Annotated in this window: 20 protein-coding genes; 4 read left to right on the top strand and 16 right to left on the bottom strand. The window is 59.8% G+C overall.

All coding sequences use genetic code 11. From position 1 onward, the window contains the following. The 9 genes from iolE to ACWKXN_RS05815 all read right to left on the bottom strand — a co-directional run bounded on the left by iolE (window position 1) and on the right by ACWKXN_RS05815 (window position 12,289). Window positions 1–891: a myo-inosose-2 dehydratase gene (gene iolE, locus ACWKXN_RS05855; protein ID WP_087823096.1), complete on the bottom strand. Its 891-nt coding sequence runs from the start codon at window positions 889–891 to the stop codon at window positions 1–3. Window positions 892–902: 11 nt separating this feature from the next. Beyond that, window positions 903–2,807, bottom strand: coding sequence for a bifunctional 5-dehydro-2-deoxygluconokinase/5-dehydro-2-deoxyphosphogluconate aldolase (locus ACWKXN_RS05850; protein ID WP_454543461.1), 1,905 nt, complete (start codon window positions 2,805–2,807; stop codon window positions 903–905). Between the two features lie 12 nt (window positions 2,808–2,819). Next, window positions 2,820–3,953: a Gfo/Idh/MocA family protein gene (locus ACWKXN_RS05845; RefSeq protein WP_454543460.1), complete on the bottom strand. Its 1,134-nt coding sequence runs from the start codon at window positions 3,951–3,953 to the stop codon at window positions 2,820–2,822. Between the two features lie 8 nt (window positions 3,954–3,961). After that, window positions 3,962–4,990 carry an ABC transporter permease gene (locus ACWKXN_RS05840; protein WP_028014045.1) on the bottom strand — a complete coding sequence of 343 codons (1,029 nt, stop codon included), beginning with the start codon at window positions 4,988–4,990 and terminating at the stop codon, window positions 3,962–3,964. A gap of 11 nt (window positions 4,991–5,001) precedes the next feature. Next, on the bottom strand, window positions 5,002–6,549 hold the full coding sequence (locus ACWKXN_RS05835) for a sugar ABC transporter ATP-binding protein (protein WP_047060733.1): 1,548 nt from the start codon (window positions 6,547–6,549) through the stop codon (window positions 5,002–5,004). A gap of 48 nt (window positions 6,550–6,597) precedes the next feature. Next, window positions 6,598–7,527, bottom strand: a complete 930-nt coding sequence (locus tag ACWKXN_RS05830; protein WP_064673752.1) for a sugar ABC transporter substrate-binding protein — start codon at window positions 7,525–7,527, stop codon at window positions 6,598–6,600. A gap of 31 nt (window positions 7,528–7,558) precedes the next feature. After that, window positions 7,559–8,545 carry an inositol 2-dehydrogenase gene (gene iolG / locus ACWKXN_RS05825; protein ID WP_182931053.1) on the bottom strand — a complete coding sequence of 329 codons (987 nt, stop codon included), beginning with the start codon at window positions 8,543–8,545 and terminating at the stop codon, window positions 7,559–7,561. A gap of 301 nt (window positions 8,546–8,846) precedes the next feature. Further along, the gene (iolD, locus tag ACWKXN_RS05820) at window positions 8,847–10,772 is read right to left on the bottom strand and encodes a 3D-(3,5/4)-trihydroxycyclohexane-1,2-dione acylhydrolase (decyclizing) (protein WP_454543459.1); all 1,926 of its coding nucleotides are present in this window, start codon (window positions 10,770–10,772) and stop codon (window positions 8,847–8,849) included. 11 nt (window positions 10,773–10,783) lie between these two features. Then, window positions 10,784–12,289, bottom strand: coding sequence for a CoA-acylating methylmalonate-semialdehyde dehydrogenase (locus ACWKXN_RS05815; protein WP_023308791.1), 1,506 nt, complete (start codon window positions 12,287–12,289; stop codon window positions 10,784–10,786). A 292-nt stretch (window positions 12,290–12,581) separates the two neighbouring features. Here ACWKXN_RS05815 and ACWKXN_RS05810 point away from each other — a divergent pair, with 292 nt between their 5' ends. After that, entirely contained in the window at window positions 12,582–13,412 is an 831-nt protein-coding gene (locus ACWKXN_RS05810; RefSeq protein ID WP_008502123.1) for a MurR/RpiR family transcriptional regulator, read from the top strand. 57 nt (window positions 13,413–13,469) lie between these two features. Here ACWKXN_RS05810 and guaA read toward each other — a convergent pair whose 3' ends face one another. Both guaA and guaB read right to left on the bottom strand, forming a co-directional pair. Beyond that, complete coding sequence (gene guaA / locus ACWKXN_RS05805) at window positions 13,470–15,047, bottom strand: glutamine-hydrolyzing GMP synthase (RefSeq protein WP_454543458.1); 1,578 nt, start codon at window positions 15,045–15,047, stop codon at window positions 13,470–13,472. Between the two features lie 67 nt (window positions 15,048–15,114). Continuing rightward, entirely contained in the window at window positions 15,115–16,581 is a 1,467-nt protein-coding gene (guaB, locus tag ACWKXN_RS05800) for an IMP dehydrogenase (protein ID WP_023333022.1), read from the bottom strand. 158 nt (window positions 16,582–16,739) lie between these two features. On the opposite strand from guaB, the gene xseA reads away from it, so the two are divergent. The 3 genes from xseA to ACWKXN_RS05785 are packed head-to-tail and all read left to right on the top strand — an operon-like array spanning window position 16,740 to window position 19,542. Further along, window positions 16,740–18,113 (top strand): exodeoxyribonuclease VII large subunit, encoded by a 1,374-nt coding sequence (gene xseA, locus ACWKXN_RS05795; RefSeq protein ID WP_039263732.1) that lies wholly within the window; start codon window positions 16,740–16,742, stop codon window positions 18,111–18,113. Window positions 18,114–18,171: 58 nt separating this feature from the next. Beyond that, window positions 18,172–19,191: a M4 family metallopeptidase gene (locus ACWKXN_RS05790; protein ID WP_211438366.1), complete on the top strand. Its 1,020-nt coding sequence runs from the start codon at window positions 18,172–18,174 to the stop codon at window positions 19,189–19,191. Continuing rightward, entirely contained in the window at window positions 19,192–19,542 is a 351-nt protein-coding gene (locus ACWKXN_RS05785) for a protealysin inhibitor emfourin (RefSeq protein ID WP_236903168.1), read from the top strand. On the opposite strand, the gene ACWKXN_RS05780 is transcribed toward ACWKXN_RS05785, so the two are convergent. From ACWKXN_RS05780 to ACWKXN_RS05760, 5 genes are all read right to left on the bottom strand, one after another. Further along, on the bottom strand, window positions 19,539–19,760 hold the full coding sequence (locus tag ACWKXN_RS05780; protein ID WP_033146199.1) for a zinc ribbon domain-containing protein: 222 nt from the start codon (window positions 19,758–19,760) through the stop codon (window positions 19,539–19,541). The two genes, ACWKXN_RS05785 and ACWKXN_RS05780, sit on opposite strands and share 4 nt — an antisense overlap. 55 nt (window positions 19,761–19,815) lie before the next feature. Next, window positions 19,816–21,360, bottom strand: a complete 1,545-nt coding sequence (locus tag ACWKXN_RS05775; RefSeq protein ID WP_029741661.1) for a peptide MFS transporter — start codon at window positions 21,358–21,360, stop codon at window positions 19,816–19,818. Window positions 21,361–21,660: 300 nt separating this feature from the next. Next, a complete protein-coding gene (gene der / locus ACWKXN_RS05770) occupies window positions 21,661–23,133 on the bottom strand; it encodes a ribosome biogenesis GTPase Der (RefSeq protein ID WP_023308811.1) in 1,473 nt (490 codons plus the stop codon). Window positions 23,134–23,245: 112 nt separating this feature from the next. After that, complete coding sequence (gene bamB, locus ACWKXN_RS05765; RefSeq protein ID WP_039263735.1) at window positions 23,246–24,424, bottom strand: outer membrane protein assembly factor BamB; 1,179 nt, start codon at window positions 24,422–24,424, stop codon at window positions 23,246–23,248. A 10-nt stretch (window positions 24,425–24,434) separates the two neighbouring features. Next, on the bottom strand, window positions 24,435–25,055 hold the full coding sequence (locus tag ACWKXN_RS05760) for a YfgM family protein (protein ID WP_039263736.1): 621 nt from the start codon (window positions 25,053–25,055) through the stop codon (window positions 24,435–24,437). Window position 25,056: the final 1 nt, after the last annotated feature.

The raw sequence follows: 25,056 nt of genomic DNA, 5'->3' as shown, positions 1-25,056 counted from the left end.
TCAAATCAGTCCGGCGTCGCGCGCCAGGCGGCTCAGGTTGTTATACCCCAGACGGGCGTAGGTCAGCGGATGGGCAATCGCCGGATCCTGCTCGGCCTCGACCACCAGCCAGCCGTGATAATCCTGCGCCTTCAGCAGCCGCATAATCGGTGGGTAATCGACGCAGCCGTCGCCCGGCACGGTAAACACGCCGCTCAGCACCGCATCGAGGAAGCTGGTTTTGCGGTTTTTCACGTCCGCCAGCACGTCGGCGCGCACGTCTTTGCAGTGAACGTGATTGATGCGCGACGCCCAGCGCTGCGCCACCGCCAGCGGATCGGCCCCGGCAAAGGTCAGATGGCCGGTATCCAGCAGCAGTCCGACCGCCTCCCCGGTGTGAGTCATCAGGTTGTCCACGTCCTCGGCAGACTCAATCACCGTGCCCATATGGTGATGGTAGGCAATCTGCACGCCCTGCTGCTGCGTATAGCGGGCAAATTCGGTGAGCTTCTCGCCGTACTCCTTCCAGCGTTCCTGCGGGAAGCGCGGGCGCAGATGCACCGGGGTCTGCTGCTCGCCGTGAATGCAGCCGCTCACTTCCGCAAACACCAGCACCTTCGCCCCCAGCTCGCGCAGCAGCGTCAGGTGCGGCTGCACGGCGGCGATCTCCTCCTCCACGCTGCGCTCCAGCAGGCGGCCGGAGTACCAGCCTGAGACCAGCTGCAGGTCGTGACGCTGCAGGATGGGGCCAAGCAGGCGCGCTTCGCGCGGGAATTTATTGCCCAGTTCGAAGCCGGCAAAACCGGCCTCTTTCCCTTCGCTCAGACAGGTTTCCAGCGAGGTTTCCGCGCCGAGAGAAGGCAGATCGTCGTTCGTCCACGTCAGCGGGTTAATGCCTAATTGCACACTCATTGTCGTCTCCATTATGCGTGTCCGCGCTCGCGCCACCAGGCGATAAGCTGCAGGTAGTTGTCCCGGATGCGCGCCACCAGCTGCGCATCGTCAATATCGTGCTTCAGCCACGCGCGGGAGGCATCGCCAAACAGCGTGCGCCCCACGGCGAAGCCTTTCACTACCGTCTGCCCCGCTGCGGCTTTGAAGTCGGCGCGCAGCTGTTCCGCCGGAGCGTCCAGGCCGAGGATCACCACCCCGCGGCAGTGCGGGTCCCGGCGTTCGATAATCTCGCTCAGCGCCGTCCAGCCGTCGGCGGAGAGCGGTGGCAGTTTCCACCAGTCCGGGTAAATGCCGAGGTTGTAGAAGCGGGAGATGGCGCGCAGGTAGAGCTCGTCGCTGCGCGGCATGGTCGCAGGCAGGATCACCTCCAGCAGCAGCTCGTGCCCGGACCGGCAGCAGGCGTGGTACACCTCGGCGATTTTCTGCTCCTGCTCCAGGCGCAGGCCGTGGGCATCTTCCGGGTGGAAGAAGACCAGGCACTTCACCACGTGCTCCTGCGGCCAGCTGATAAGCTGGGTGCCGATGTTGCCGTGCTCCATCTCCAGCGGCCGGGAACCCGGCAGCTCGATGGGACGACCAATCCACCACCCTTCCCCGGTGATGGCGTTCAGCGCGTCCTGACCAAAGGTGCCGTCGCACAGAAGACCGGCTTTGCCCTCCAGCCCGGCGCGGCTCGCCGCCTCGCGGCTGGCCTGCAGGATCAGCTGCTTCAGCGCCGGAATGCGCTTAAGCGACGCGCCGCACTGCATCGCCATATCCTCAAGCTGGCTGCGGTGGTCGAAGGCCATCACGCACAGCTCCGGCCATTCGCGGCGGCGGGTGGTCACCCGGTGGAGATGGTTAAGACGCGGGTCGAGATCCGGGCGCGGCACGTTCGCGGCGCGGGAAAGATAGTCATCCAGCTCGATTTTGCTCGGCATCGCCGGGGCGCAGCCGTGGCGCGAGACCACCAGCGCGCCGCAGGCGTTGGCGTAGCGGCACGCCTGCTCCCAGCCTTCGTCGTTCAGGTAGCCGCGCAGCAGGCCGGACATAAACGCGTCCCCCGCCCCGAGGACGTTCAGCACCTCCACGCGCACGCCGGTCACCGTCAGGCCGTCGTCCAGCCGGGACGGAATAGCGTCGGTATAGACCGAGCAGCCGAGCGCCCCGCGTTTGCAGACCAGCGCTGCGTCACTGACGGCACGCACCTGTCCTAGCGCCTGCAGGGTATCCGTGCTGCCGCCCGCAATGTGAAACTCCTCTTCGGTGCCTACAATGACGTCGAAGAGGTGCAGCACCTCCTGCAGCTCGCGGGTGACCTTCTCGGCGGCGATAAAACGCGTTTCGCCGTCGCCTAAGGAGGTTAGCCCCCACAGCACCGGACGATAGTCGATGTCCAGCACCGTGCGCACGCCGTGACGGCGGGCATAGCCCAGCGCCGTCAGCACCGCCTCGCGGGTCTGCGGATGAGAAAGGTGAGTCCCGGTGATGGCAAGACAACGTGCGGAGGCAATGTAGCTTTCGTCCACATCGCTGGCGGTAATCGCCATATCCGCGCAGTTATCGCGATAAAAAATCAGAGGAAAGGTGTCCCGGTCTTTAATGCCGAGGAGCACCAGCGCCGTAAGTCGTTGTTTATCGGTAATCAGATGGCTGGTATCGCAGCCCACCTGGTTGAGCTCTTCCCGCAGGAAGCGGCCCATATGTTCATCGCCGACGCGCGCCAGCATCGACGAACGTAAACCCTGACGCGCGGTGCCGTACGCCACGTTACCCGACGACCCGCCGAGGTATTTGGCGAAGCTGGACGCGTCCTCCAGACGGGCACCAATCTGCTGACTGTAGAGGTCTACCGCCACGCGGCCCATGCATATCACATCAAACTGCTTTTCCACGTTGATACCTCATCAGACAATGTCGTTCACATTCAGCCAGCGGCCTTCCCGGTGCGAGAGCGCAATCGCGTCCAGCACGCGCGACACCTTCCAGCCCTCTTCGAAGTCCGGCCACATCGGCGCGTCGGCGGCTATCCCGTCCACCAGGTCGCGCACCTCCACCGTTTTTTGATCGTTAAAGCCAATCCCGTGTCCCGCGCCCATGCAGAACGCGGCGTAGTCCGGGTGCGCCGGGCCGACGAGCAGCGTGCGGAACCCCTGGCGGTTCACCGGATCGTCATGCAGATAGAGCTTCAGCTCGGCCATGCGCTCCTGGGTGAAGCTGATGGCGCCTTTCGTTCCGGTGATGACGTACGAGAGCCCCATCTTGCGTCCGCAGGCAACGCGGGAGGTTTCAATCACGCCCTGCGCCCCGCCCGCGAAGCGCACCATCGCGTGGGCCTGATCCTCGTTTTCAACGGCAATCATCTCAGACGATCCGGCCTTCGCCGGTCGCGCCGGGACCACGATCTTCAGATCGCCGCAGACCTGCTCGATATCCCCCACCAGGTACTGAGCCATGTTGACGATATGCGCCGCGAGGTCGCCCAGCGCCCCCAGCCCGGCGGTCTCTTTGAAGCAGTGCCAGTGAATGGGCGAGAGCGGATCGGCCATATAGTCTTCGTTGTGGGTGCCGTAGAAGTGGATCACCTCGCCAATCTCGCCTCGCGTGATAATCTCCTTCGCCAGCTGCGCCGTCGGGTTTTTCATGTAGTTGAACCCCACCAGGGTTTTCACTCCTGCCAGCTGTGCAGCCTCAACCATTTCACGCGCGTCGTGGGCGTTCAGCGCCAGCGGCTTCTCCGAGTAGACGTGCTTGCCGTGGCGGATCGCCTCCAGCGCCATCTCTTTATGCAGATGGTTGGGTGAACAAATATCCACCACGTCAATGGCCGGGTCGGCCACCAGCGCCCGCCAGTCGCCCGTGGAGCGGCTGAAGCCAAACGCCTGCGCGCGCGCTGCCGCCAGCTCCGGCGTGACTTCCGCCACCATCTCGCGCACCAGCCTGCCGCGCAGGTTGAAGACCGTCGGGGCCTGGGCATAGGCGATAGCGTGCGCCTTGCCGATATACCCGGTGCCAATTAATCCAATACGAACCTCTTTCATCGTGATCCTCACAGTGCGCCGCGACGGCTTTTGGCATAGGTATCGAATGCCACCGCCAGAACGATAATTAATCCGGTGATAATCTGCTGGTAGTAGGCCGAGACGTTCATCAGCACCAGGCCGTTAATCAGAATGCCCATAATGATGGAGCCGATAATGGTGCCGCCGATGCGCCCGTAGCCGCCCATCAGCGAGGTGCCGCCGATCACCACCGAGGCGATGACGCGCAGCTCAAAGGAGATCCCGGCCACCGCCTCGGCGCTTCCCAGACGTGCGCTCAGGATGAAGCCCGCCAGCCCCGCCAGACAGCCAATCAGCACGTAGACGCTGACCAGCACGCGTTTGACGTTCACCCCCGCCAGCCGCGCCGCCTCCGGGTTGCCGCCGATGGCGTAGACAAAGCGGCCCCAGCGGGTTTTATGCAGCGCCAGATAGCCGCCGACGGCGACGATGGCGAAGATCCAGATAGGAATAGATATGCCGAGCAGCTCCCCGCGTCCCCACCAGCGGTAGCCAGGGTCGAAACCGGCAATCGGCGCACCGTCGTTAATCACCAGCGTCAGGCCGCGCCAGATGGTCATCCCGCCGAGGGTGACGATGAACGGCGGCAGGCGCAGGCGGGTGACGCCCAGGCCGTGCAGGAAGCCAATCGCCGTACCCATCGCCAGACAAATTCCCAGCCCGATCAGCCAGCTCATGCCGCCCCAGGCGTTCGGGTCGACGGTGGTGAAGTTGTCGCCCTTAATGACGTACGCCGCGGTCATGGCGCACACCGCCAGAATGGAGCCCACGGAGAGGTCGATCCCGGCGGTCAGAATGACGAAGGTCATCCCCACGGCCATGATCCCGTAGATGGACACTTCGGTCAGGATGTTGAAAATATTGCGTTCAGAGAAAAAGTTGCTGTTCTGCGACTGGAAGAAGATCAGCAGCAGGATCATGAAAATCAGCACCCCGAAGCGCTCGAAGAAGGCGATGGGATCGATGCGTCCGGCGCGTTTGACCGGGGCCTGCGTTTTAGAAATCATCTGCGTCATGAGAAACTCCGTTATGCCGCGTTCAGGGCGTTGTGGTTGATGGCCATCATCGTCATCAGCCGTTCTTCGTTAGCGTCGTCGCCGTGGATCTCGCCGGTCACCCGGCCTTCGCTGAGGGTGATGATCCGGTCGGACACCGCCATCACCTCAGGCAGATCGGAGGAGATCACGATCACCGCCACGCCCTTTTTCGCCATGTCAAACAGCACCTGGTGCACTTCCGATTTGGTCCCCACGTCGATGCCGCGCGTCGGCTCATCGACGATCAGCACCCGCGGGTTGAGCGCCATGCAGCGCGCGAGGATCACCTTTTGCTGGTTGCCGCCGGAGAGCTTGCGCACCTCCTGCGCGCTGTTGACCATTTTGATCTGCAGCGCCTTGCGGTAGGACTCAATCAGATCGTCCTCTTTGCGGGTGTTCACGAACCAGCGCCACTGCAGCAGCGAGGAGAGACAGGAGAGCGACAGGTTGTCGCGGATCGACAGCCCCAGCACCGCCCCCTCTTTTTTGCGATCTTCCGGCACCAGCGCCACGCCCTGATCGAGGGCATACAGCGGGTCGCGCGGCTGGTACGGCACGCCGTCCAGCTCAAAACTCCCCGAGGTAAAGGCGTCTGCGCCAAACAGGCAGCGCGCCACTTCGGTACGTCCCGCGCCCACCAGCCCGGCAATGCCCAGAACTTCCCCGGCGTGGACGTGGAAGCTGATGTCGTGCAGGGCGATGCCGTGCGGATCCAGCGGCGGCTTTTCGCGGCTCAGCCCCTTCACCGCCAGGCGGACGGGTTTGTCTTCATGATGGGTTTCGCTGGCGGGGCGACGGTTAAAGGCTACGTCGCGCCCGACCATCAGGCGGATCAGCTGTTCGACGTTGGTCTCCGCCACCGCGCCGGTGCCGGTAAAGCGGCCGTCCTGGAAAACGGTGAAGCGATCGCAGAGCTGGAAAACTTCGTGCAAACGGTGGGTAACATAAATAATGCTCACGCCGCGGTTTTTAAGCTCCCGAACCACGCGGTGCAGGCTTTCCACCTCGCTGTCGCTCAGCGCGGCGGAAGGTTCGTCCATAATGATTAACCGGGCGTTGAGGGTCAGCGCCCGGGCGATCTCCACCATCTGCTGCTGGGCGACGCTCAGGCGGGCGACAGGCGTGGTCGGCGCAACGTTCAGCTGGAGGTAATCGAGAATGACCTGCGCCTCCTGGTTGACCGCCCTTTCGTCGACGATCAGGTTACGCCTGCGCGGCTCGCGGCCGAGAAACATGTTTTCCGCGACGGTCATGTTGGGCAGCAGGTTGAATTCCTGATAGATGGTGATAATGCCCTTGTTCTGGCGCGCCACCGGGGAGTCGTCCACCGGCAGCGTTTCGCCGTTGAACCAGATATCCCCGCGCGTTTGCGGCTGCGCGCCCGCGAGCGCCTTCAGCAGCGTGGATTTTCCCGCCCCGTTTTCCCCCAGCAGGGCGTGAATTTCGCCGCTGCCGACGGTCAGCTGAGCGCTGCTCAGCGCCCAGACGCCGGAAAAGCTTTTTGCCAGGTCGGTCACTTTCAGTAAGGGTTGCGACATCAGTCTGCTCCTCCTCATGATGAGCCGCCAGAGGCGGCTCGGGACATATTAGTTACCGGCCTCACCGATACGCTCAGCCTGCTGCAGGTTCTCTTTGGTGATCAGCGTCGGCGGATAGTCGGCCCCGGTAATGGCTTTCTTCTCGCGCACGTTGGCCACCAGCTGGCTCATCGCCGTCTGTACCGCAAAGCCCGGACGCTGATCCGCCGTTACCGCCAGCCAGCCGTCGCGCACGCGGGCCAGCGCTTCCGGCACCGCATCGAAGCCGGTCACGAGGATTTCGCCCGGCTTCACGCCCTGGCTCTGCAGCGCTTCAATCGCGCCCAGCGCCATATCGTCGTTGGCGGAGAGGATCACCTGCGGACGTTTCGGCAGCGAAGGCAGAACGCTCTCAACGATGCGCATCCCTTCAGAACGCATCCAGTTGCCGGTCTGATCGGCGACGATCTTGTATTTATCCCCGCCCGCCTTCAGGCTGTCGCGGATCCCTTTGGTGCGTTCAATGTTGGAAGAGGAGCCCGGCTGGCCGGTGAGGAGAATAATGTCCGCGCCGTTGGGGAATTTGGTTTTGACGAAGTCGCCAATCGCCTGGCCGCCCTTGTAGTTGTTGGCGCCGAAGTGCGGCACTTTTTTCTGGCTGTCGACGGATCGGTCAAGGGTGACGATCGGCAGCTTGGCATCCTGAATTTCATCCACCGCGCTGGAGACCGCGTTCACGTCGTTCGGGGAGACGATAAATCCCTGCGCCCCGCGGGTGATGGCGTTTTCCAGGTCAGCTACCTGCTTCGGCGAGCTGCCCTGCCCGTCCAGCACCTGAAGCTTCACGCCCATCTCTTTTGCGGCTTTCACCGCCGTGCGCTGCATGTGAACTTCAAACGGCATGGCCAGGTTTGGCGTACTGAAAACGATTTGCTCGTTTTCGGCGAGGGCGGCCCCGGACGTCATGGCGATGAGGGCGGCTACGATCAGTTTTTTCATTATTATGTCTCTCTGTGTAGGGTTGTTGTGTTTAGAGGACGATCTCGCGCTGGCTGCGCAGTGATTCCAGCGCTTTATCCGCAAGGTACAGCGCACGTTCACCATCATCGCCGCTGCAGTCAGGCACCGCTTCGCCGCGCAGGACCGCAACAAAGTGTTCCCATTCCGCGGCGTAAGCGGATTTGTAGCGCTGCAGGAAGAAGTGTTCCGGCAGCGCGCTGGTGCAGCCCTGTTTGCCGTAGTGCTGCACCTGGTTTTCCAGAATGTTGCCCGCGCACAGCAGCCCTTCGGAGCCGTGCAGCTCCAGGCGCTGGTCGTAGCCGTAAGATGAACGGCGGCTGTTGACGATGGTCGCCATCGCGCCGGAGGCATATTTCAGAACGATAAACGCGGTATCGATATCCCCCGCCTCGCCAATCGCCGGATCCACCAGGTTGCTGCCCTGGGCATACACCGACACCGGCTCTTCGCCCATGATGAAGCGCGCCATGTCAAAGTCGTGAATGGTCATATCGCGGAACATGCCGCCGGAGACGCGCACGTACTCCGCAGGCGGCGGAGACGGGTCGCGGGAGATGATGAGCAGCGATTCCGGTTTGCCGATGCGCCCGGCCTGCGCGTCGGTTTTCACGCGGCGAAACTGCGGGTCAAAGCGGCGGTTGAAGCCAATAAACAGCGGTACGTCGTACTCTTTGACTACCTTCAGGCAGTCGCGCACGCGGGCGAGGTCAAGGTGTACCGGCTTTTCGCAGAAGATGGCCTTGCCGTGGCGGGCGGCCATTTCAATCAGATCCGCGTGGGTATCGGTGGCGGAGGCGATCAGCACGGCGTGAACGTTAGGGTCGGTCATCGCCTCACTCAGGCTCTGCTGGCGGGCCTGATACTGCGCGGCGAGACGGGTGGCAAATTCCTGATTCGGGTCAACCACGGACCAGAGCGTGGTCGCGCCGTGGCTGGCAATGTTAGCTGCATGTACCTGGCCGATTCGGCCAGCGCCCAGTAAAGCAATGTTAAACATAACGGCTCCCGGTGTTGGTGAATGCTGTGAACTAACGACTCTATAAATAAAACATTTATTTCATTTTTATAAATAGTGAAAATTATGTTTTTGAGTGCGGGTTAACACTTTTGAGATGAATGAGATAAATTTTGTTATCAATCTCACAACATGAGTGAGCGTGCGGCAACTCCCCTCACCCCGGCCCTCTCCCCAATGGGGCGAGGGAGAAAAGCGCGCACCAAACTATCCCCTCTCCCCTTTGGGGAGAGGGTTAGGGTGAGGGGAAAATGAAATGAAAATTTCGTTACGAAGAGAAAACTCAATACTGACGGGCTTTTTTCACCTGCGCCTGCGTTTGCTCAGCGGCCTCACGCACGGCAGACGACGCCGCCACCTGCGCATCACCGGTTCGCCACCAGGAGGCGTAGTCGTGAGTCATGGTCTTCGGCAATACCTTGATGTCCAGCAGCGTCGGGCCCGGATGCGCCCGCGACGCCTCCAGCGCCGCCAGCAGGCTTTGCTCATCGTTCACCCGCCAAGCGCGGCAGCCGTAGCTTTCCGCGTTTTGCGCAAAGTCGACCTTCACCAGCGGCCCGTCGAGACGCCCGGTTTCCGGGTTGCGGTGGCGGTTTTCGGTGCCAAAGCTGCCCATGCCGTGCCCCATCTGCAGGTTATTAATGCAGCCGAAGCTGGCGTTATCAAACAGCAGAACGGTGACCTTAATGCCCTCCTGAACGGCGGTTTGCAGCTCGGAGTGCAGCATCATGTAGGAGCCATCCCCCACCATGGCGTACACCGGCTGCTCGGGTCTGGCGAGCTTCGCGCCGATGGCCGCCGCAATCTCGTAGCCCATGCAGGAGTAGCCGTACTCCAGGTGATAGCTGTCCGGCGTTTTGACCTGCCAGAGGCGCTGTAAATCCCCCGGCAGCGAACCGGCCGCGCCCACCACGATGGCGTTATCTTCAACATGCTGGTTGATCAGCCCCAGCACCCGCGTCTGGGTCAGGCGGGTGTTAAGCGCCTCGCCGTATTCCGCCAGCTGCGCATCCAGGTGCCCCGCCACTTCGGGCGCGTCGTCAGGACGCCACTGGCGATCCCACAGGCGGCGGCACTCGTCGCGCCAGGCGGACTTCGCCTGAGCGATCGCCTCTCCCCAGCCGCTGCGGTAATCCCCGAGCGCGTGGGTCAAGGCCTGGAGCCCGGTTTGGGCATCGGCAATCAGCGCGGTCGCGTCCAGCTTCAGGGCGTCAAACTCGGCCACGTTCAGCAGCAGAAACTCAACGTCCGGGTGGGAAAAGAGCGCCTTGGAGCCGGTGGTAAAATCGGTAAGGCGCGTGCCGACGCCAATCACTAAATCGGCCTGCGGCGCGAGCTGGTTGGCGGCCATTCCGCCCGTCACCCCTATGCCGCCCAGGTTAAGTGGGTGGTCACTTACCAGCGCTCCCTTTCCGGCCTGGGTTTCGGCAAACGGCAGCCGCAGCGTTTCGACAAATTCGCGAAACGCCTCATGCGCGCCGGAATAGCCCACGCCGCCGCCGCACACCACCAGCGGACGACGCTTACGGGCGATCAGCGCCCGCGCCCGCGCCAGACGCTGCGGATCGGGCGGACGGCGCTCAATGTGGTGCACGCGACGCGCGAAGAAGCTCAGCGGGTAGTCCCAGGCCTCTCCCTGCACGTCCTGCGGCAGGCAAATGGTCACCGCGCCGGTATTGGCGGGGTCAGTAAGCGTTCGCATCGCGCTTAGCATGGCGCTCATCAGCTGCTCGGGACGGTTGATGCGGTCCCAGTAGCGGGAGACCGGACGGAAGCAGTCGTTGGTGCTGATGCTGAGATCGTGATACTGCTCGATCTGCTGCAGCACCGGGTCCGGCTGGCGGCTGGCGTAGATATCGCCCGGCAACAGCAGCAGCGGGATGCGGTTCGCCGTAGCGGTGGCCGCCGCTGTGACCATATTGGCGGCGCCCGGCCCGACGGAGGAGGTGACGGCAAAAATGCGCTGACGGCGGTGCTGTTTGGCGAATCCCGTCGCCATATGGGCGATACCCTGCTCGTTGCAGCCCTGCATTACCTGCAGATGGCCCGGGTCCTGCTCCAGCGCCTGGCCGATACCGAGCACGTTGCCGTGCCCAAAGATGGTCGCCACGCCCTCCACGAAGGGCGTTTCGTTGCCGTCCACGCTGACGTACTGTTGATTAAGGAACCGGACCAGCGCCTGGGCCATGGTCATACGTTCGGTTTGCATAAAACCTCCTGTCAGCCCAGCGTTGGCATAGAGAACGCAGCGCCTGTCTCCTGCTGCATTTCCGGCCAGCGCGCGGTGATAGTTTTCATTCGGGTGTAGAAGCGCACGCCGTCGCTGCCGTGAACGTTGAGCGCGCCAAAGATGGAACGCTTCCAGCCGCCGAAGCTGTGGAACGCCATCGGCACCGGGATCGGCACGTTGACCCCCACCATGCCCGCCTGCACCTCTTCGCAGAAGCGGCGCGCGCAGCCGCCGTCGCGGGTGAAGATCGCCGAACCATTACCATATTCATGGCGGTTAATCAGATCCACCGCGCTGGCGTAATCTGCTACGCGCACCACAGAAAGCACCGGGCCAAAAATCTCTTCTTTATAGATGGTCATCTCCGGAGTGACGTTATCGAACAGCGTCGGCCCGACGAAGTAGCCCTGCTCGTGGCCCTTCACGCTGAAGCCGCGACCGTCCACGCGAAGTTTCGCTCCCTGCGCTTCCCCGCTGTCGATGTAGCCCAGCACCTTGCTGCGGTGTGCGGAGGAGATGAGCGGCCCCATTTCGTTTTCCGGCGACTGGTCCAGGCCCGGCCCCACGCGCAGCGCGGCAATCTGTTTCTCCAGCCGGGCGCAGAGGTCATCGGCAGTTTTATCCCCCACCGCCAGCACCACCGAGAGCGCCATGCAGCGTTCGCCCGCCGCGCCGTAGGCCGCGCCCATGATGGCGTTGGTCGCCATCTCCATGTCGGCATCCGGCATGAGAATGCAGTGGTTTTTCGCGCCGCCCAGCGCCTGGCAGCGCTTACCGTGGGCGGACGCGGTCTGGTAAATGTATTCCGCAATCGGCGTGGAGCCGACAAAGCTCACCGCCTGCACGCGCGGGTCGGTCAGGAGCACGTCAACGGACTCCTTATCGCCCTGCACCACGTTGAACACGCCGTCGGGCAGGCCGGCCTCTTTAAGCAGCTGCGCCAGCGCGAGCGCCAGAGAAGGATCTTTTTCCGACGGTTTCAGCACGAAGGTGTTGCCGGTCGCCAGCGCAATCGGGAACATCCACATCGGCACCATCGCCGGGAAGTTAAACGGGGTGATCCCGGCGCAGACGCCGAGCGGCTGCATCAGCGAGTGGCTGTCGACGCCCGTGCCGACGTTCGCAGAGTGTTCACCCTTTTGCAGATGTGGGATGCCGCAGGCAAATTCTACTACTTCCAGGCCGCGGGTCAGTTCGCCCACCGCGTCGGAGAAGACCTTGCCGTGCTCTTCGCTGATGATGCGGGCCAGGCGCTCCATGTTCTCTTCCAGCAGCGCCTTGAAGCGGAACATCACGCGCGCGCGCTTAAGCGGAGCATGGCGCGCCCACGCCGGAAACGCCTGCTGCGCGGCGGCAATCGCCTGCTCCGTTTCCTGCGCCGTACTCATCACCACCTGGCGGATCTGCTCGCCGGTGGCCGGGTTGAAGATCGCCTGAACGCGCTGGCCTGAACCGGTGACACATTCGCCGTGAATAAAATTCGCTACCGTCTCCATCCTTAACCTCTCGCTGTTGATACGTGACTGTTAACTGAACACTGTGTACTGAACACTATATATGAAACAAATATTCCATTTTAAGTTGAAATAAAATAAATGATGATTATTGTGATCAAGGATGGATTTTTATGTTAACAGCCAACAACACTGACGCAGCGTGCGCTATTAAGGGATTTCGGGCGAGGAAATGACTGAAGTTTCTGTTTCATTTTTGCTGCCAGATGGATGGCCGACATTTAAAAGACGCGGTTTTGCGTTTAGAATCATAAGACTGTATTTGGGGGATAAGATGACGACAGCAACCAGCCTGAACGAACTGCAGCAGCAAATCCGCGATCGCTACGATAGCCTGAGCAAGAGGCTGCAGCAGGTCTCCCGCTACGTGCTGGATAACACCAACAGCGTGGCCTTTGATACGGTTGCCGTCATTGCCGAGCGCGCCGACGTGCCGCCCTCGACGCTGATCCGCTTTGCCAACGCCTTTGACTTCACCGGCTTCAACGAAATGAAACAGCTGTTTCGCATGAACCTGGTGGAGGAGACCGCCAGCTACAGCGACCGCGCCCGGCTGTTTCGCGAAATGGAGAGCGAGGCCGTGCCGGAAACGCCGCTCGATATCCTGCAGGAGTTCGCCCGCTCGAACGCGCAGGCGCTGCAGCAGCTGGCCGCCCGCGCCGAACCGGAAATGCTGGAGCGCGCGGTACAGCTGCTGGCCGACGCCGACACCATCTACATCGCCGGACTGCGCCGCTCCTTTAGCGTCGCGGCCTACCTCACCTACGCCCTGAGCCACCTGGAGTGCCGCCCTATCCTGCTCGACGGCATGGGCGGCATGCTGCGCGAGCAGATCAGCCGCATTAAGGCGCGCGACATTGTGGTGTCGATCAGCTTCTCGCCGTACGCGGAAGAGACGGTGATGGTCAGCGAAACCGCCGCCAGCGTCGGCGCGCGGCAGATCGTGATTACGGACAGCCAGATAAGCCCGCTGGCGACGTTCAGCGATCTCTGCTTTGTGGTGAAAGAGGCGCAGGTTGATGCGTTTCGCTCCCAGTCGGCAACGCTGTGCCTGGTGCAGTCGCTGGTGGTGGCGCTGGCGTATAGGTTGGGAGAGGGGAAGTAAGGCAATAAAAAAACCCCCTGCACAGGCAGAGGGTTTTGGTGTTAATTCAGCGGGGAATTATTCCCACTCAATCGTAGCCGGTGGCTTACCGCTGATGTCATACACCACGCGGGAAATACCGTTCACTTCGTTGATGATGCGGTTAGACACGCGCCCTAAGAAGTCATACGGCAGGTGCGCCCAGTGCGCGGTCATGAAGTCGATGGTTTCCACCGCACGCAGGGAAACAACCCAGTCGTACTTACGGCCATCGCCCATTACGCCGACGGAGCGAACCGGCAGGAACACGGTGAACGCCTGACTCACTTTGTTGTACAGGCCAGCTTTGTGCAGCTCTTCGATGAAGATCGCGTCCGCGCGACGCAGCAGGTCGCAGTACTCTTTCTTCACTTCACCCAGCACGCGCACGCCCAGACCTGGACCCGGGAACGGGTGACGGTAGAGCATGTCGTACGGCAGACCCAGTTCCAGACCGATCTTGCGCACTTCGTCTTTGAACAGCTCGCGCAGCGGTTCAACCAGGCCCATCTTCATCTCTTTCGGCAGGCCGCCCACGTTGTGGTGAGATTTGATGACGTGTGCTTTACCGGTTGCGGAGGCCGCAGACTCGATCACGTCAGGGTAGATGGTGCCCTGCGCCAGCCACTTCACGTCTTCCAGCTTCAGCGCTTCTTCGTCGAATACTTCCACAAACACGCGGCCGATGATTTTACGTTTCGCTTCCGGATCGTTCTCGCCTTTCAGCGCGTCCAGGAAGCGCTGCTCGCCTTCCACGTGAATGATGTTCAGACCGAAGTGGTCGCCGAACATGTCCATAACCTGCTGGGCTTCGTTCAGACGCAGCAGACCGTTGTCCACGAAGACGCAGGTCAGGTTTTTACCGATGGCGCGGTGCAGCAGCATCGCGGTCACGGAGGAGTCCACGCCGCCGGAGAGGCCGAGGATCACTTTGTCATCGCCAACCTGCTGGCGGATACGCTCAACGGCGTCGTCGATGATTTTTGCCGGGGTCCACAGAGCTTCACACTGGCAGATGTCGCGAACGAAGCGCTCCAGCATGCGCATACCCTGACGGGTGTGGGTCACTTCCGGGTGGAACTGTACGCCGTAGAAGCGTTTTTCTTCGTTCGCCATGATGGCAAACGGGCAGCTTTCGGTGCTGGCAACGGTCACGAAGTCAGACGGGATGGCGGTAACTTTGTCGCCGTGGCTCATCCACACGTCCAGCAGCGGTTTGCCGTCTGCGGTCAGGGAGTCTTCGATACCGCGCACCAGCGCGCTGTCGGTGACGACTTCTACCTGTGCGTAGCCAAACTCGCGCTCGTTAGAGCCTTCTACGTGGCCGCCCAGCTGCATTGCCATGGTCTGCATACCGTAGCAAACGCCGAATACCGGCACGCCAGCTTCGAACACGTACTGCGGCGCGCGCGGGCTGTTCTCTTCGGTGGTACTTTCCGGGCCGCCGGACAGGATGATGCCGCTTGGATTGAATTCGCGAATCTGTGCTTCCGTGACATCCCACGCCCACAGCTCACAGTAAACGCCCAGTTCACGTACGCGACGCGCCACCAGCTGAGTGTACTGAGAACCGAAGTCCAGGATGAGAATGCGATGTTTATGAATGTTTTCCGTCATTGACGCTAATTCCGAGGCAAGTGAAACAAAAACAGAGCGCCCGGCAGAAGCCGGGCGCGGAAACTTATCAGGAGCCCAGACGGTAGTTCGGGGACTCTTTGGTGATCGTCACGTCGTGAACGTGGCTCTCCTGGATACCCGCACCGCTGATGCGTACGAATTCCGCTTTAGTACGCAGCAGGTCAATGGTACCACAGCCGGTCAGACCCATACAGGAGCGCAGGCCGCCCATCTGCTGGTGAATGATCTCTTTCAGACGGCCTTTATAGGCAACGCGACCTTCGATACCTTCCGGCACCAGTTTGTCTGCGGCGTTATCGGTCTGGAAGTAACGGTCAGAGGAGCCTTTGGACATCGCGCCCAGGGAGCCCATACCGCGGTAAGATTTATAAGAACGGCCCTGGTAGAGTTCGATTTCGCCCGGGGATTCTTCGGTACCGGCCAGCATGGAGCCTACCATTACGGCAGCTGCGCCCGCGGCGATCGCTTTGGCGATGTCGCCTGAGAAGCGGATACCGCCGTCAGCGATAACCGGAATACCGGTGCCTTCCAGCGCTTCAACCGCGTCAGACACGGCGGTGATCTGCGGAACGCCCACGCCGGTGACGATACGGGTAGTACAGATGGAGCCAGGGCCGATACCTACTTTCACCGCGCTGCAGCCAGCGTCAGCCAGCGCGCGAGCGCCTGCGCCAGTGGCCACGTTACCGCCGATGATCTGCAGATCAGGGTATTTGGCACGGGTGTCGCGAATACGTTGCAGAACGCCTTCGGAGTGGCCGTGAGAGGAGTCAATCAGCAGGACGTCAACGCCCGCAGCGACCAGCGCGTCAACGCGCTCTTCGTTACCAGCGCCCGCGCCAACCGCAGCGCCGACGCGCAGACGGCCATGCTCGTCTTTACAGGCGTTAGGCTTACGTTCTGCTTTCTGGAAATCTTTAACGGTGATCATGCCGCGCAGGTGGAAGCTGCTGTCAACAACCAGCGCTTTTTCAACGCGTTTTTCGTGCATTTTTGCCAGCACCACGTCGCGGGTTTCACCTTCGCGAACGGTGACCAGACGCTCTTTTGGCGTCATGTACACGCTAACAGGCTGGTTCAGGTCAGTCACGAAACGCACGTCACGACCGGTGATGATACCGACCAGTTCGTTCTCTTCGGTCACCACCGGGTAACCGGCAAAGCCGTTACGTTCGGTCAGGGCTTTCACTTCGTGCAGCGTGGTGGTTGGCAGAACGGTCTGTGGGTCAGACACGATGCCGGATTCATGTTTCTTCACGCGGCGAACTTCTTCCGCCTGACGTTCGATAGACATGTTTTTGTGAATAAAGCCAATGCCACCTTCCTGTGCCAGGGCGATAGCCAGGCGCGCTTCAGTCACGGTGTCCATTGCCGCAGAGAGCATAGGAATGTTCAGGCGAATGGTTTTCGTCAACTGCGTGCTGAGATCGGCAGTATTCGGCAGAACAGTGGAGTGAGCGGGAACGAGGAGGACGTCGTCAAACGTCAGTGCTTCTTTAGCGATACGTAGCATGGGCAATATCTCTGACCTGGGTGGTTAAATATTGCCGTGGCATTATACAGAGCGTAACCGATTGCATCTACACTTTTTTATAAAAAAGCTTGCGATTGCCTCTCAGCAGGTTACTATCGACTGAATAACTTGCTGATTTAGAATTTGATCCCGCTCACATGTTATCCTCTCAATCCCCCTCAATTTATACCGTCAGCCGCCTGAATCAGACGGTGCGTTTGCTGCTTGAGCAGGAAATGGGGCAGGTCTGGATCAGCGGTGAGATCTCTAACTTCACGCAGCCGTCCTCCGGTCACTGGTACTTTACCTTAAAAGACGACACCGCCCAGGTGCGCTGCGCGATGTTCCGCAACAGCAACCGTCGCGTGACGTTTCGTCCTCAGCACGGCCAGCAGGTTCTGGTTCGCGCCAATATCACCCTGTATGAGCCGCGCGGCGACTATCAGATCATCGTTGAGAGCATGCAGCCTGCGGGCGAAGGGCTGCTGCAGCAGAAGTATGAACAGTTAAAAGCCCGGCTCTCTGCCGAGGGGCTGTTCGACCAGCAGTACAAAAAACCGCTGCCCTCCCCCGCCCACTGCGTTGGAGTCATCACCTCGAAAACCGGTGCGGCACTGCACGATATTTTGCACGTGCTGAAGCGTCGCGACCCTTCCCTGCCCGTCATCATCTACCCGACCGCCGTTCAGGGTGACGATGCTCCGGGCCAGATAGTTCGCGCCATTGAGCTGGCGAACGCCCGTCAGGAGTGCGACGTATTAATCGTCGGGCGCGGCGGCGGCTCGCTGGAAGACTTGTGGAGCTTTAACGACGAGCGCGTGGCGCGGGCAATCTTTGCAAGCCTGATCCCCGTGGTAAGCGCCGTCGGCCACGAAACGGACGTAACGATAGCCGATTTTGTCGCGGATCTGCGCGCGCCTACGCCGTCCGCGGCGGCGGAAGTGGTCAGCCGGAACCAGCTGGAGCTGCTGCGTCAGATTCAGAACGGCCAGCAGCGTCTTGAGATGGCGATGGACTACTTCCTTGCCAACCGTACCCGCCGCTTTACCCAGCTTCATCATCGTCTTCAGCAGCAGCACCCGCAGCTGCGTCTGGCGCGTCAGCAGACCGTGCTGGAGCGCCTGCGTCAGCGCATGAGCTTTGCGGTGGACGCGCAGCTCAAGCGCGCGGTATCGCGCCAGCAGCGCGTAACCCAGCGCCTGAATCAGCAGAACCCGCAGCCGAAAATTTATCGCGCGCAAACGCGGATCCAGCAGCTGGAGTATCGTCTGGCGGAAACTGTCCGGGCGCGCCTGAGCACCACCCGCGAACGTTTTGGCAATGCGGTGACCCATCTTGAAGCGGTCAGCCCCCTCTCCACGCTGGCGCGCGGCTATAGCGTGACAACGGCGACGGACGGCAAAGTGCTGAAGCAGACCAAACAGGTGAATACCGGCGATGTGCTGACGACGCGTCTTTCAGACGGCTGGGTAGAAAGCGAAGTGAAATCAATTAAACCGGTGAAAAAGACGCGTCAGCGTAAAACCGGATAATTCCTCGCCGGTTACTTACTATACTGCTGCTATTCCCTTTTTTAATAAGGAGAGCAGCATGCCCCATCTTCATAGCGTTATTCCCCCTTATATTCTTCGTCGTATTATCGAAAGCGGTTCCGAGCCGCAGCAGCGCTGTGCCCGTCAGACCTTAACCCACGTCCAGACGCTGATGGCCCACATGCCCGGCAAACCCGCCGCGCCGCACGTGAATAAAGCCGGACAGCTGGAGCGCGATATTTACGACGCGAAGCATACCCAGGAGCTGCCGGGTACCCAGGTGCGTTACGAAGGCCAGCCGTCGAACGGCGATGTGGCGGTGGATGAAGCCTACGATTATTTAGGTATTACCCATGATTTCTTCTGGAAAGAATATCAGCGTGATTCGCTCGATAATAAAGGGCTTATTTTGACCGGTACCGTTCACTATGGCCGGGAATATCAGAACGCCTTCTGGAACGGTCAGCAGATGGTATTTGGCGACGGCGACGGGGAAATATTTAACCGCTTTACCATCGCCATCGACGTGGTGGCGCACGAGCTGAGCCACGGTGTGACCGAAACCGAAGCCGGGCTTATCTATTTTGAGCAGTCGGGCGCGCTGAACGAGTCTCTGTCGGACGTGTTTGGCTCGCTGGTTAAACAGTACCATCTGAAACAAACCGCCGATAAAGCAGACTGGCTCATTGGTGAAGGGTTGCTGGCGAAAGGGATTAACGGCAAAGGGCTGCGCTCAATGTCTGAACCCGGCACCGCCTATGACGATCCCCTGCTCGGCAAAGACCCGCAGCCTGCGCACATGAAAGATTTCATTAAAACGCGCGAGGATAACGGCGGCGTGCACCTGAACTCCGGCATCCCCAACCGGGCATTTTATCTGGCCGCGACGGCGATCGGCGGCTACGCCTGGGAAAAAGCGGGTTATGCCTGGTACGACACGGTTTGCGATCGCAAACTGGCGCAGGATGCGGATTTTGAGGCCTTCGCAAAGCTGACGATCGCGCACGGAGAGAAACGCTCCGGCGCCGACGCTGGTGCGGCCATTAAACAAGCCTGGGAACAGGTGGGAGTGTTGTAAATGCAGGTTCCGGAACTGACGGATGACGCCGTGGTTGAGCTGGCCCGGGAAGGCGGCGTCGCTTTTATTCCCAAGCTGAGCGGACAGCGCACCATCGCGCTCTCCTCGCTCAATGAGGCCCAGCGCCAGCGTCTGGTGAGCATCCTGGAGCAGGCTTTTCCACGCGGTCTGCCGCCGGGGCAAGCCTCTTCACCCGGCAGCGGCGACCAGCGCTATTTCCGCATTCAGATTATCTGGACCGGGCGAAATCAGGCGCACTACGCCGATATCATCGTGCTGGTACCCGAGCAGGAAGCCCCCGAGTCGCTGGTCGAGCTGTGGAAGAAAGGCGAAGGCTGCGTCTGCGATTAACCTTCGGCCCGAACAAACTCCACGCGTTTTTTAGAGATAAGACCGTGGCCGTTCTGGCAGAAATAGTCCACCGCACCGCAGGCTTTTAATACCTGGAGTGGCTGATGACACTCCGGGCAGCGGGCTACAAGCGCAATATCTTTATTACAGCTGTCGCAGTGCGCTACCCCGTTCTGGGGCTCCAGCGGTGCCTGGCATTCCGGGCAGGTAATCGACATATTCTCTCCTGTTGGGTTTTACCGGGGCATAACGCCGCCCCGGCAAGACCGAGCTTTATGAGGCGTTAGCAGCCGGTTTAGTCTGCGCATTTTCCAGCATGCGGCGCACCGGAACAATAAGGACGATCAGTACCGCGGCACAAATCAGCAGCGCGATGGAGCAGCGAGCAAAGAGATCCGGCAGCATATCCAGCTGATCGGCCTTCACGTGACCGCCAATCAGGCCCGCCGCCAGGTTACCCAGCGCGCTGGCGCAGAACCACAGCCCCATCATCTGGCCGCGCATTCTTTCCGGCGCAAGCAGCGTCATGGTCGCCAGGCCAATCGGACTCAGGCACAGTTCGCCGAGCGTCAGCATCAGGATGCTGCCCACCAGCCAGAACGGCGACACGCCCGCTCCACCGCTGCTCAGCACGTTCTGTGCCGCCAGCATCATCAGGCCAAAGCCTGCCGCCGCGCACAAAATACCAATAACGAACTTGGTGATGCTGCTCGGACGAATGTTTTTGCTCGCGAGCTTCGGCCATGCCCAGCTAAACACCGGTGCCAGCAGGATGATGAACAGGGCGTTGATTGACTGGAACCACACCGCCGGGATTTCAAAATCGCCAATCATGCGGTTAGTGTAGTCGTTGGCAAACAGGTTAAACGAGGTTGGCTTCTGCTCAAACGCGGACCAGAAGAACGCCGCTGAAATCAGCAGAATAAAGCAGACCAACAGCCTGGCGCGCTCTTTACGGTTCAGCCCCGCAAAGACAAACAGATAAATAAAGTAGAGGGCAACGGACGCCGCAATCACGTAGACCAGCACGCTGGCTACCGCGACCGGGTTAATCACAATCACGCCCTGCGCAATCAGCGTCACGATCGTTGCCACGCCAGCCGCCAGCGCCAGCAGCCAAACGCCCACGCCGTTACGCTTCACCACCGGGCTGTTCCAGGTAGAGTCGAGGCCGACTTCGCCGTCATAGCGTTTCATTGCCGGAACGGCAAACACGCGGAAGATAATCAGCGCCACCAGCATCCCGATGCCGCCTATACCAAAGCCCCAGTGCCAGCCGTGGGTTTTGATCAGCCAGCCGGAAATCAGCGGCGCGATAAACGAGCCCATGTTGATGCCCATATAGAACAGCGAGAAACCGCCGTCACGACGCGCGTCGCCTTTTTTATACAGAGTGCCGACCATCACCGAGATACAGGTTTTGAACAGCCCTGAGCCAAGCACGATGAACATCAGGCCGATAAAGAACAGGTTGTTCCCCATCACCGCAGAGAGCGCGATCGACAGGTGGCCGAGCGCAATCAGGATCGAACCGTACCAGACGGCTCTCTGCTGACCGAGCCAGTTATCGGCCAGCCACCCACCCGGCAGCGCGGCCAGGTACATGGTACCGGCAAAGATACCGACAATCGCCGAGGCGTTTTCACGCGCCAGGCCCATCCCGCCGTCATAGACGGTGGCGGCCATAAACAGGATCAGTAACGGACGAATGCCGTAAAACGAGAAGCGCTCCCACATCTCGGTGAAGAACAGGGAACCGAGCGGATACGGATGGCCGAAGAACGTTCGGCTCTCTTTTTGATTAACAGTGGATTGCATAATTCTCCCGAAAGGTATGTCGTCGTGCTTGTAAACACCAGCAGGTACGCCGGCCAGTTACGTATCTGGCCGATTTTTTACATGCGGCGAAAAGTTAGTTAACCATTTGATAACCAGGCGCTAGTTTTGTCTAGTACCGGACCCTGGACTTTAAGATGAAAATTCGACGATTGTCTACTTTCTTAGATTTAAACTTGGTTAAAAGTGAATAGTGATTGACTTCACACAGAGAAAACCGGCGGTATGATTGGACAAAAAAAAGCCCGCGATAAACGCGGGCTTTCGTGAAGCAGGTAAAGCTTATTTGCTTTTCTTAATGTGCTTAATCAATCGCTTACGCTTACGCATCTGGTTTGGCGTCAGGGTGTTGCGCTTGTTGGCAAACGGGTTTTCCCCTTCCTTAAACTGGATACGGATAGGCGTGCCCATTACGTCCAGCGATTTACGGAAGTAGTTCATCAGATAGCGCTTGTAGGAATCCGGCAGGTCTTTCACCTGGTTGCCGTGAATTACTACGATTGGCGGGTTATAACCACCGGCGTGGGCATATTTCAGCTTCACGCGACGGCCGCGCACCAGCGGCGGCTGATGGTCTTCTGCAGCCATATTCATGATGCGCGTCAGCATCGCGGTGCTCTGACGACGGGTGGAGCTGTCGTACGCTTCACGCACGGATTCGAACAGGTTACCCACACCGCTGCCGTGCAGCGCAGAGATAAAGTGCACGCGGGCGAAGTCGATAAAGCCCAGACGGAAGTCGAGAGTCTCTTTCACCTGCTCGCGCACTTCATTGCTCAGGCCATCCCACTTGTTGACCACGATAACCAGTGAGCGCCCACTATTGAGGATAAAGCCGAGCAGAGAGAGGTCCTGATCGGAGATACCTTCGCGTGCGTCGATGACCAGCAGCACTACGTTGGCATCTTCGATCGCCTGCAGGGTTTTGATAACGGAGAATTTTTCCACCACATCGGTGATTTTCCCGCGCTTACGCACCCCGGCGGTGTCGATGAGGACATACTCGCGCTCGTCGCGCTGCATAGGGATGTAGATACTGTCACGGGTGGTGCCCGGCATGTCGTAAACGACCACGCGCTCTTCACCCAGAATACGGTTAGTAAGCGTAGACTTACCTACGTTTGGACGACCCACGATGGCCAGCTTGATCGGCAGATCCTGCGGGTTGAAGTCGTCTTCAGGCTCTTCTTCGCCCTCTTCTCCGTCTTCAAACTGCGCCCAGTATTCAGCGTCTTCGTCTACTTCTTCCGGCGGGTTTACTTCGTCAACCCACGGCAGCAGAACGGTTTCCAGCAGGCTGGTGACGCCACGGCCATGCGATGCCGCAATCGGGTAGATTTCACCCAGACCCAGAGACCAGAAATCCGCGACGGCCTGATCGGCATCGATGCCGTCAGTTTTGTTCGCCACCAGGAAGGTCGGCTTTTCGCGTGAACGCAGGTGTTTGGCAATAGCGGAGTCCGCCGGCATCAGGCCAGCGCGCGCATCCACCATAAACAGCACCACATCCGCCTCTTCAATCGCGAGCAGCGACTGTTCCGCCATGCGGGTTTCAACGCCGTCTTCTGTGCCGTCAATACCACCGGTATCAATACAGATGAACTCGCGTCCTTCCACCTCTGCACGACCGTACTTACGGTCACGCGTCAGCCCCGGGAAATCCGCAACCAGCGCATCACGGGTGCGTGTTAAACGGTTAAAAAGAGTGGATTTTCCAACGTTAGGGCGCCCGACAAGCGCGACCACAGGTACCATGTTTGAAGCCTCATAAAATTCAAAATAACGTCGCTTTCGCGGCGTTTTTAAAAATGTCAAAACGGCTCCTGAGTGAACAGGAGCCGTTTAGTATACTACAACCGCCGGGTAATTAACGCGTGATCGCGTACAGCGTGCCGTCTTTTGCCTGAATCAGCAGTTTGCCGTCGGCCACAACCGGATCGGTCAGGAAACCAGAACTGTCGACTTTTTGCTGTGCAACAAAGCGGCCGTTATCCGGATCGATCCAGTGCATATACCCTTCGCTATCGCCAACCACCAGGCTACCGTTGTACAGCGCAGGCGAGGTCAGCAGACGGTGCAGCAGATCGCTTTGCGTCCACAGCGTCACGCCGCCTTCGGTGCTCAGCGCCAGCAGACGGTCGTTCTGATCGACCATATAGATGCGGTTGCCCTCAACAATGAAATCGTTCACAGAGCCCAGCTCACGTTTCCACATGATCTGGCCGCTGCGCAGATCCAGCGCGGTCAGGTTGCCGTTATAGGCCAGCGCGTAAACCACACCGTTAACAATGACCGGCGTTGTGTCTACGTCGCTCAGACGGTCAATTTCCGTTGAGCCGGTGGCCTGAGAGATACGCTGCTGCCAGATCATCTGACCCTGCTGCATCAGCACGGCGCTCACGCGACCGTTGTCACCGCCCACAATGGCAGCACCAAATGCGGTAGCCGGTGCTGATTCGCCGCGCAGAGAGAGCGCAGGCATATCCAGGTTAACGGTCCATTTCACCAGACCGTCAGCTTCGTTCAGCGCCTGCAGCTGGCCGTTGCTGGTATGAATCAGCACCAGACCGTCGCTCACCACCGGACGAGACAGGGATTCACCCGCTACGGTTGTTTGCCAGGCAATAGAGCCGTCGCTGCTGTTCAGCGCATAAACCTGCGCTTTTTCGCTGCCCACGTAAACATGGCCACCGGCAACGGTCAGACCGCCAGAGAGCAGTGCAGGTTTACGGGAGAACCAGCCGTCTTTTTCCGCCAGGTTAACGGACCATACTTCTTTCCCGTCATCGGCGTTCACCGCTTTCACGGTACCTTTGCGGTCAGCGGCATAGACAACGCTGTCTGCATACGCAGGATGAAGGTTGGAATAGAAATCACCAATCCCATTGCCCACGGAGACATCCCACGCGGTGGATGGGGTAAACTGGTTTTCAACCGTCGGCAGTGGGGACATTTTCACAACGTCTTCTTCGCCACTGAACAGTGAACAACCACTCAATAACGTAACAGAAAGCAGTCCTGGCAGAAGTAATTTACGCAATTGCATCGGGTCCCTCTCAGACGGACAAATTATTTATTTTCATCTGCATCATTTCGCTCAGCGCAGGTGAAGCATTACTCTCTACGCCAGCTTGCCACGCTTTACGCGCGCCCGCTTTGTCACCTTTGCTCAGCAGTGCTTCACCGCGCAGATCGGCAACGATGGCAGCAAAACCTTCGCCTTTGATGGTATCGAGCGTTTTCAGCGCATCGTCAGCTTTTTTCTGCTGAACCTGAATACGTGCCAGGCGCAGATTGATCACCGCTTTCAGGTTCTCATCGCTGGCAGCAGCAAGGCTCTGCGAGAGCTGTGCAGCGGCTTTATCCAGTTCGTTCTTATCAACGTACTGCTGAGCCACTTCCAGCGCAGCCAGTGCACCGTAGGTGTTTTTGTTGTCAGCCGCAAATTTTTCTGCCGCAGTCAGCGTTTGCGGCTGATCGGCACGAATGGCGCTCACGGTATTTTCATAGGACAGAGACGCGCCGCGCGCGGAATCCGCCTGATGATTGTTCCAGTAACGCCAGCCCACCAGCGCACCGATACCTAAAACAACCCCAACAACCAGCGCTTTGCCGTTTTCAACAAAGAAGCGCTTAATCGCGTCGACCTGATCGTGTTCGTTCTCGTAAATTTCCACG

The organism is Enterobacter sp. UPMP2060 (genome assembly GCF_053709655.1).
Note: the sequence above shows the minus strand (reverse complement) of the source record. Positions and strands in the feature narration are given on the sequence as shown.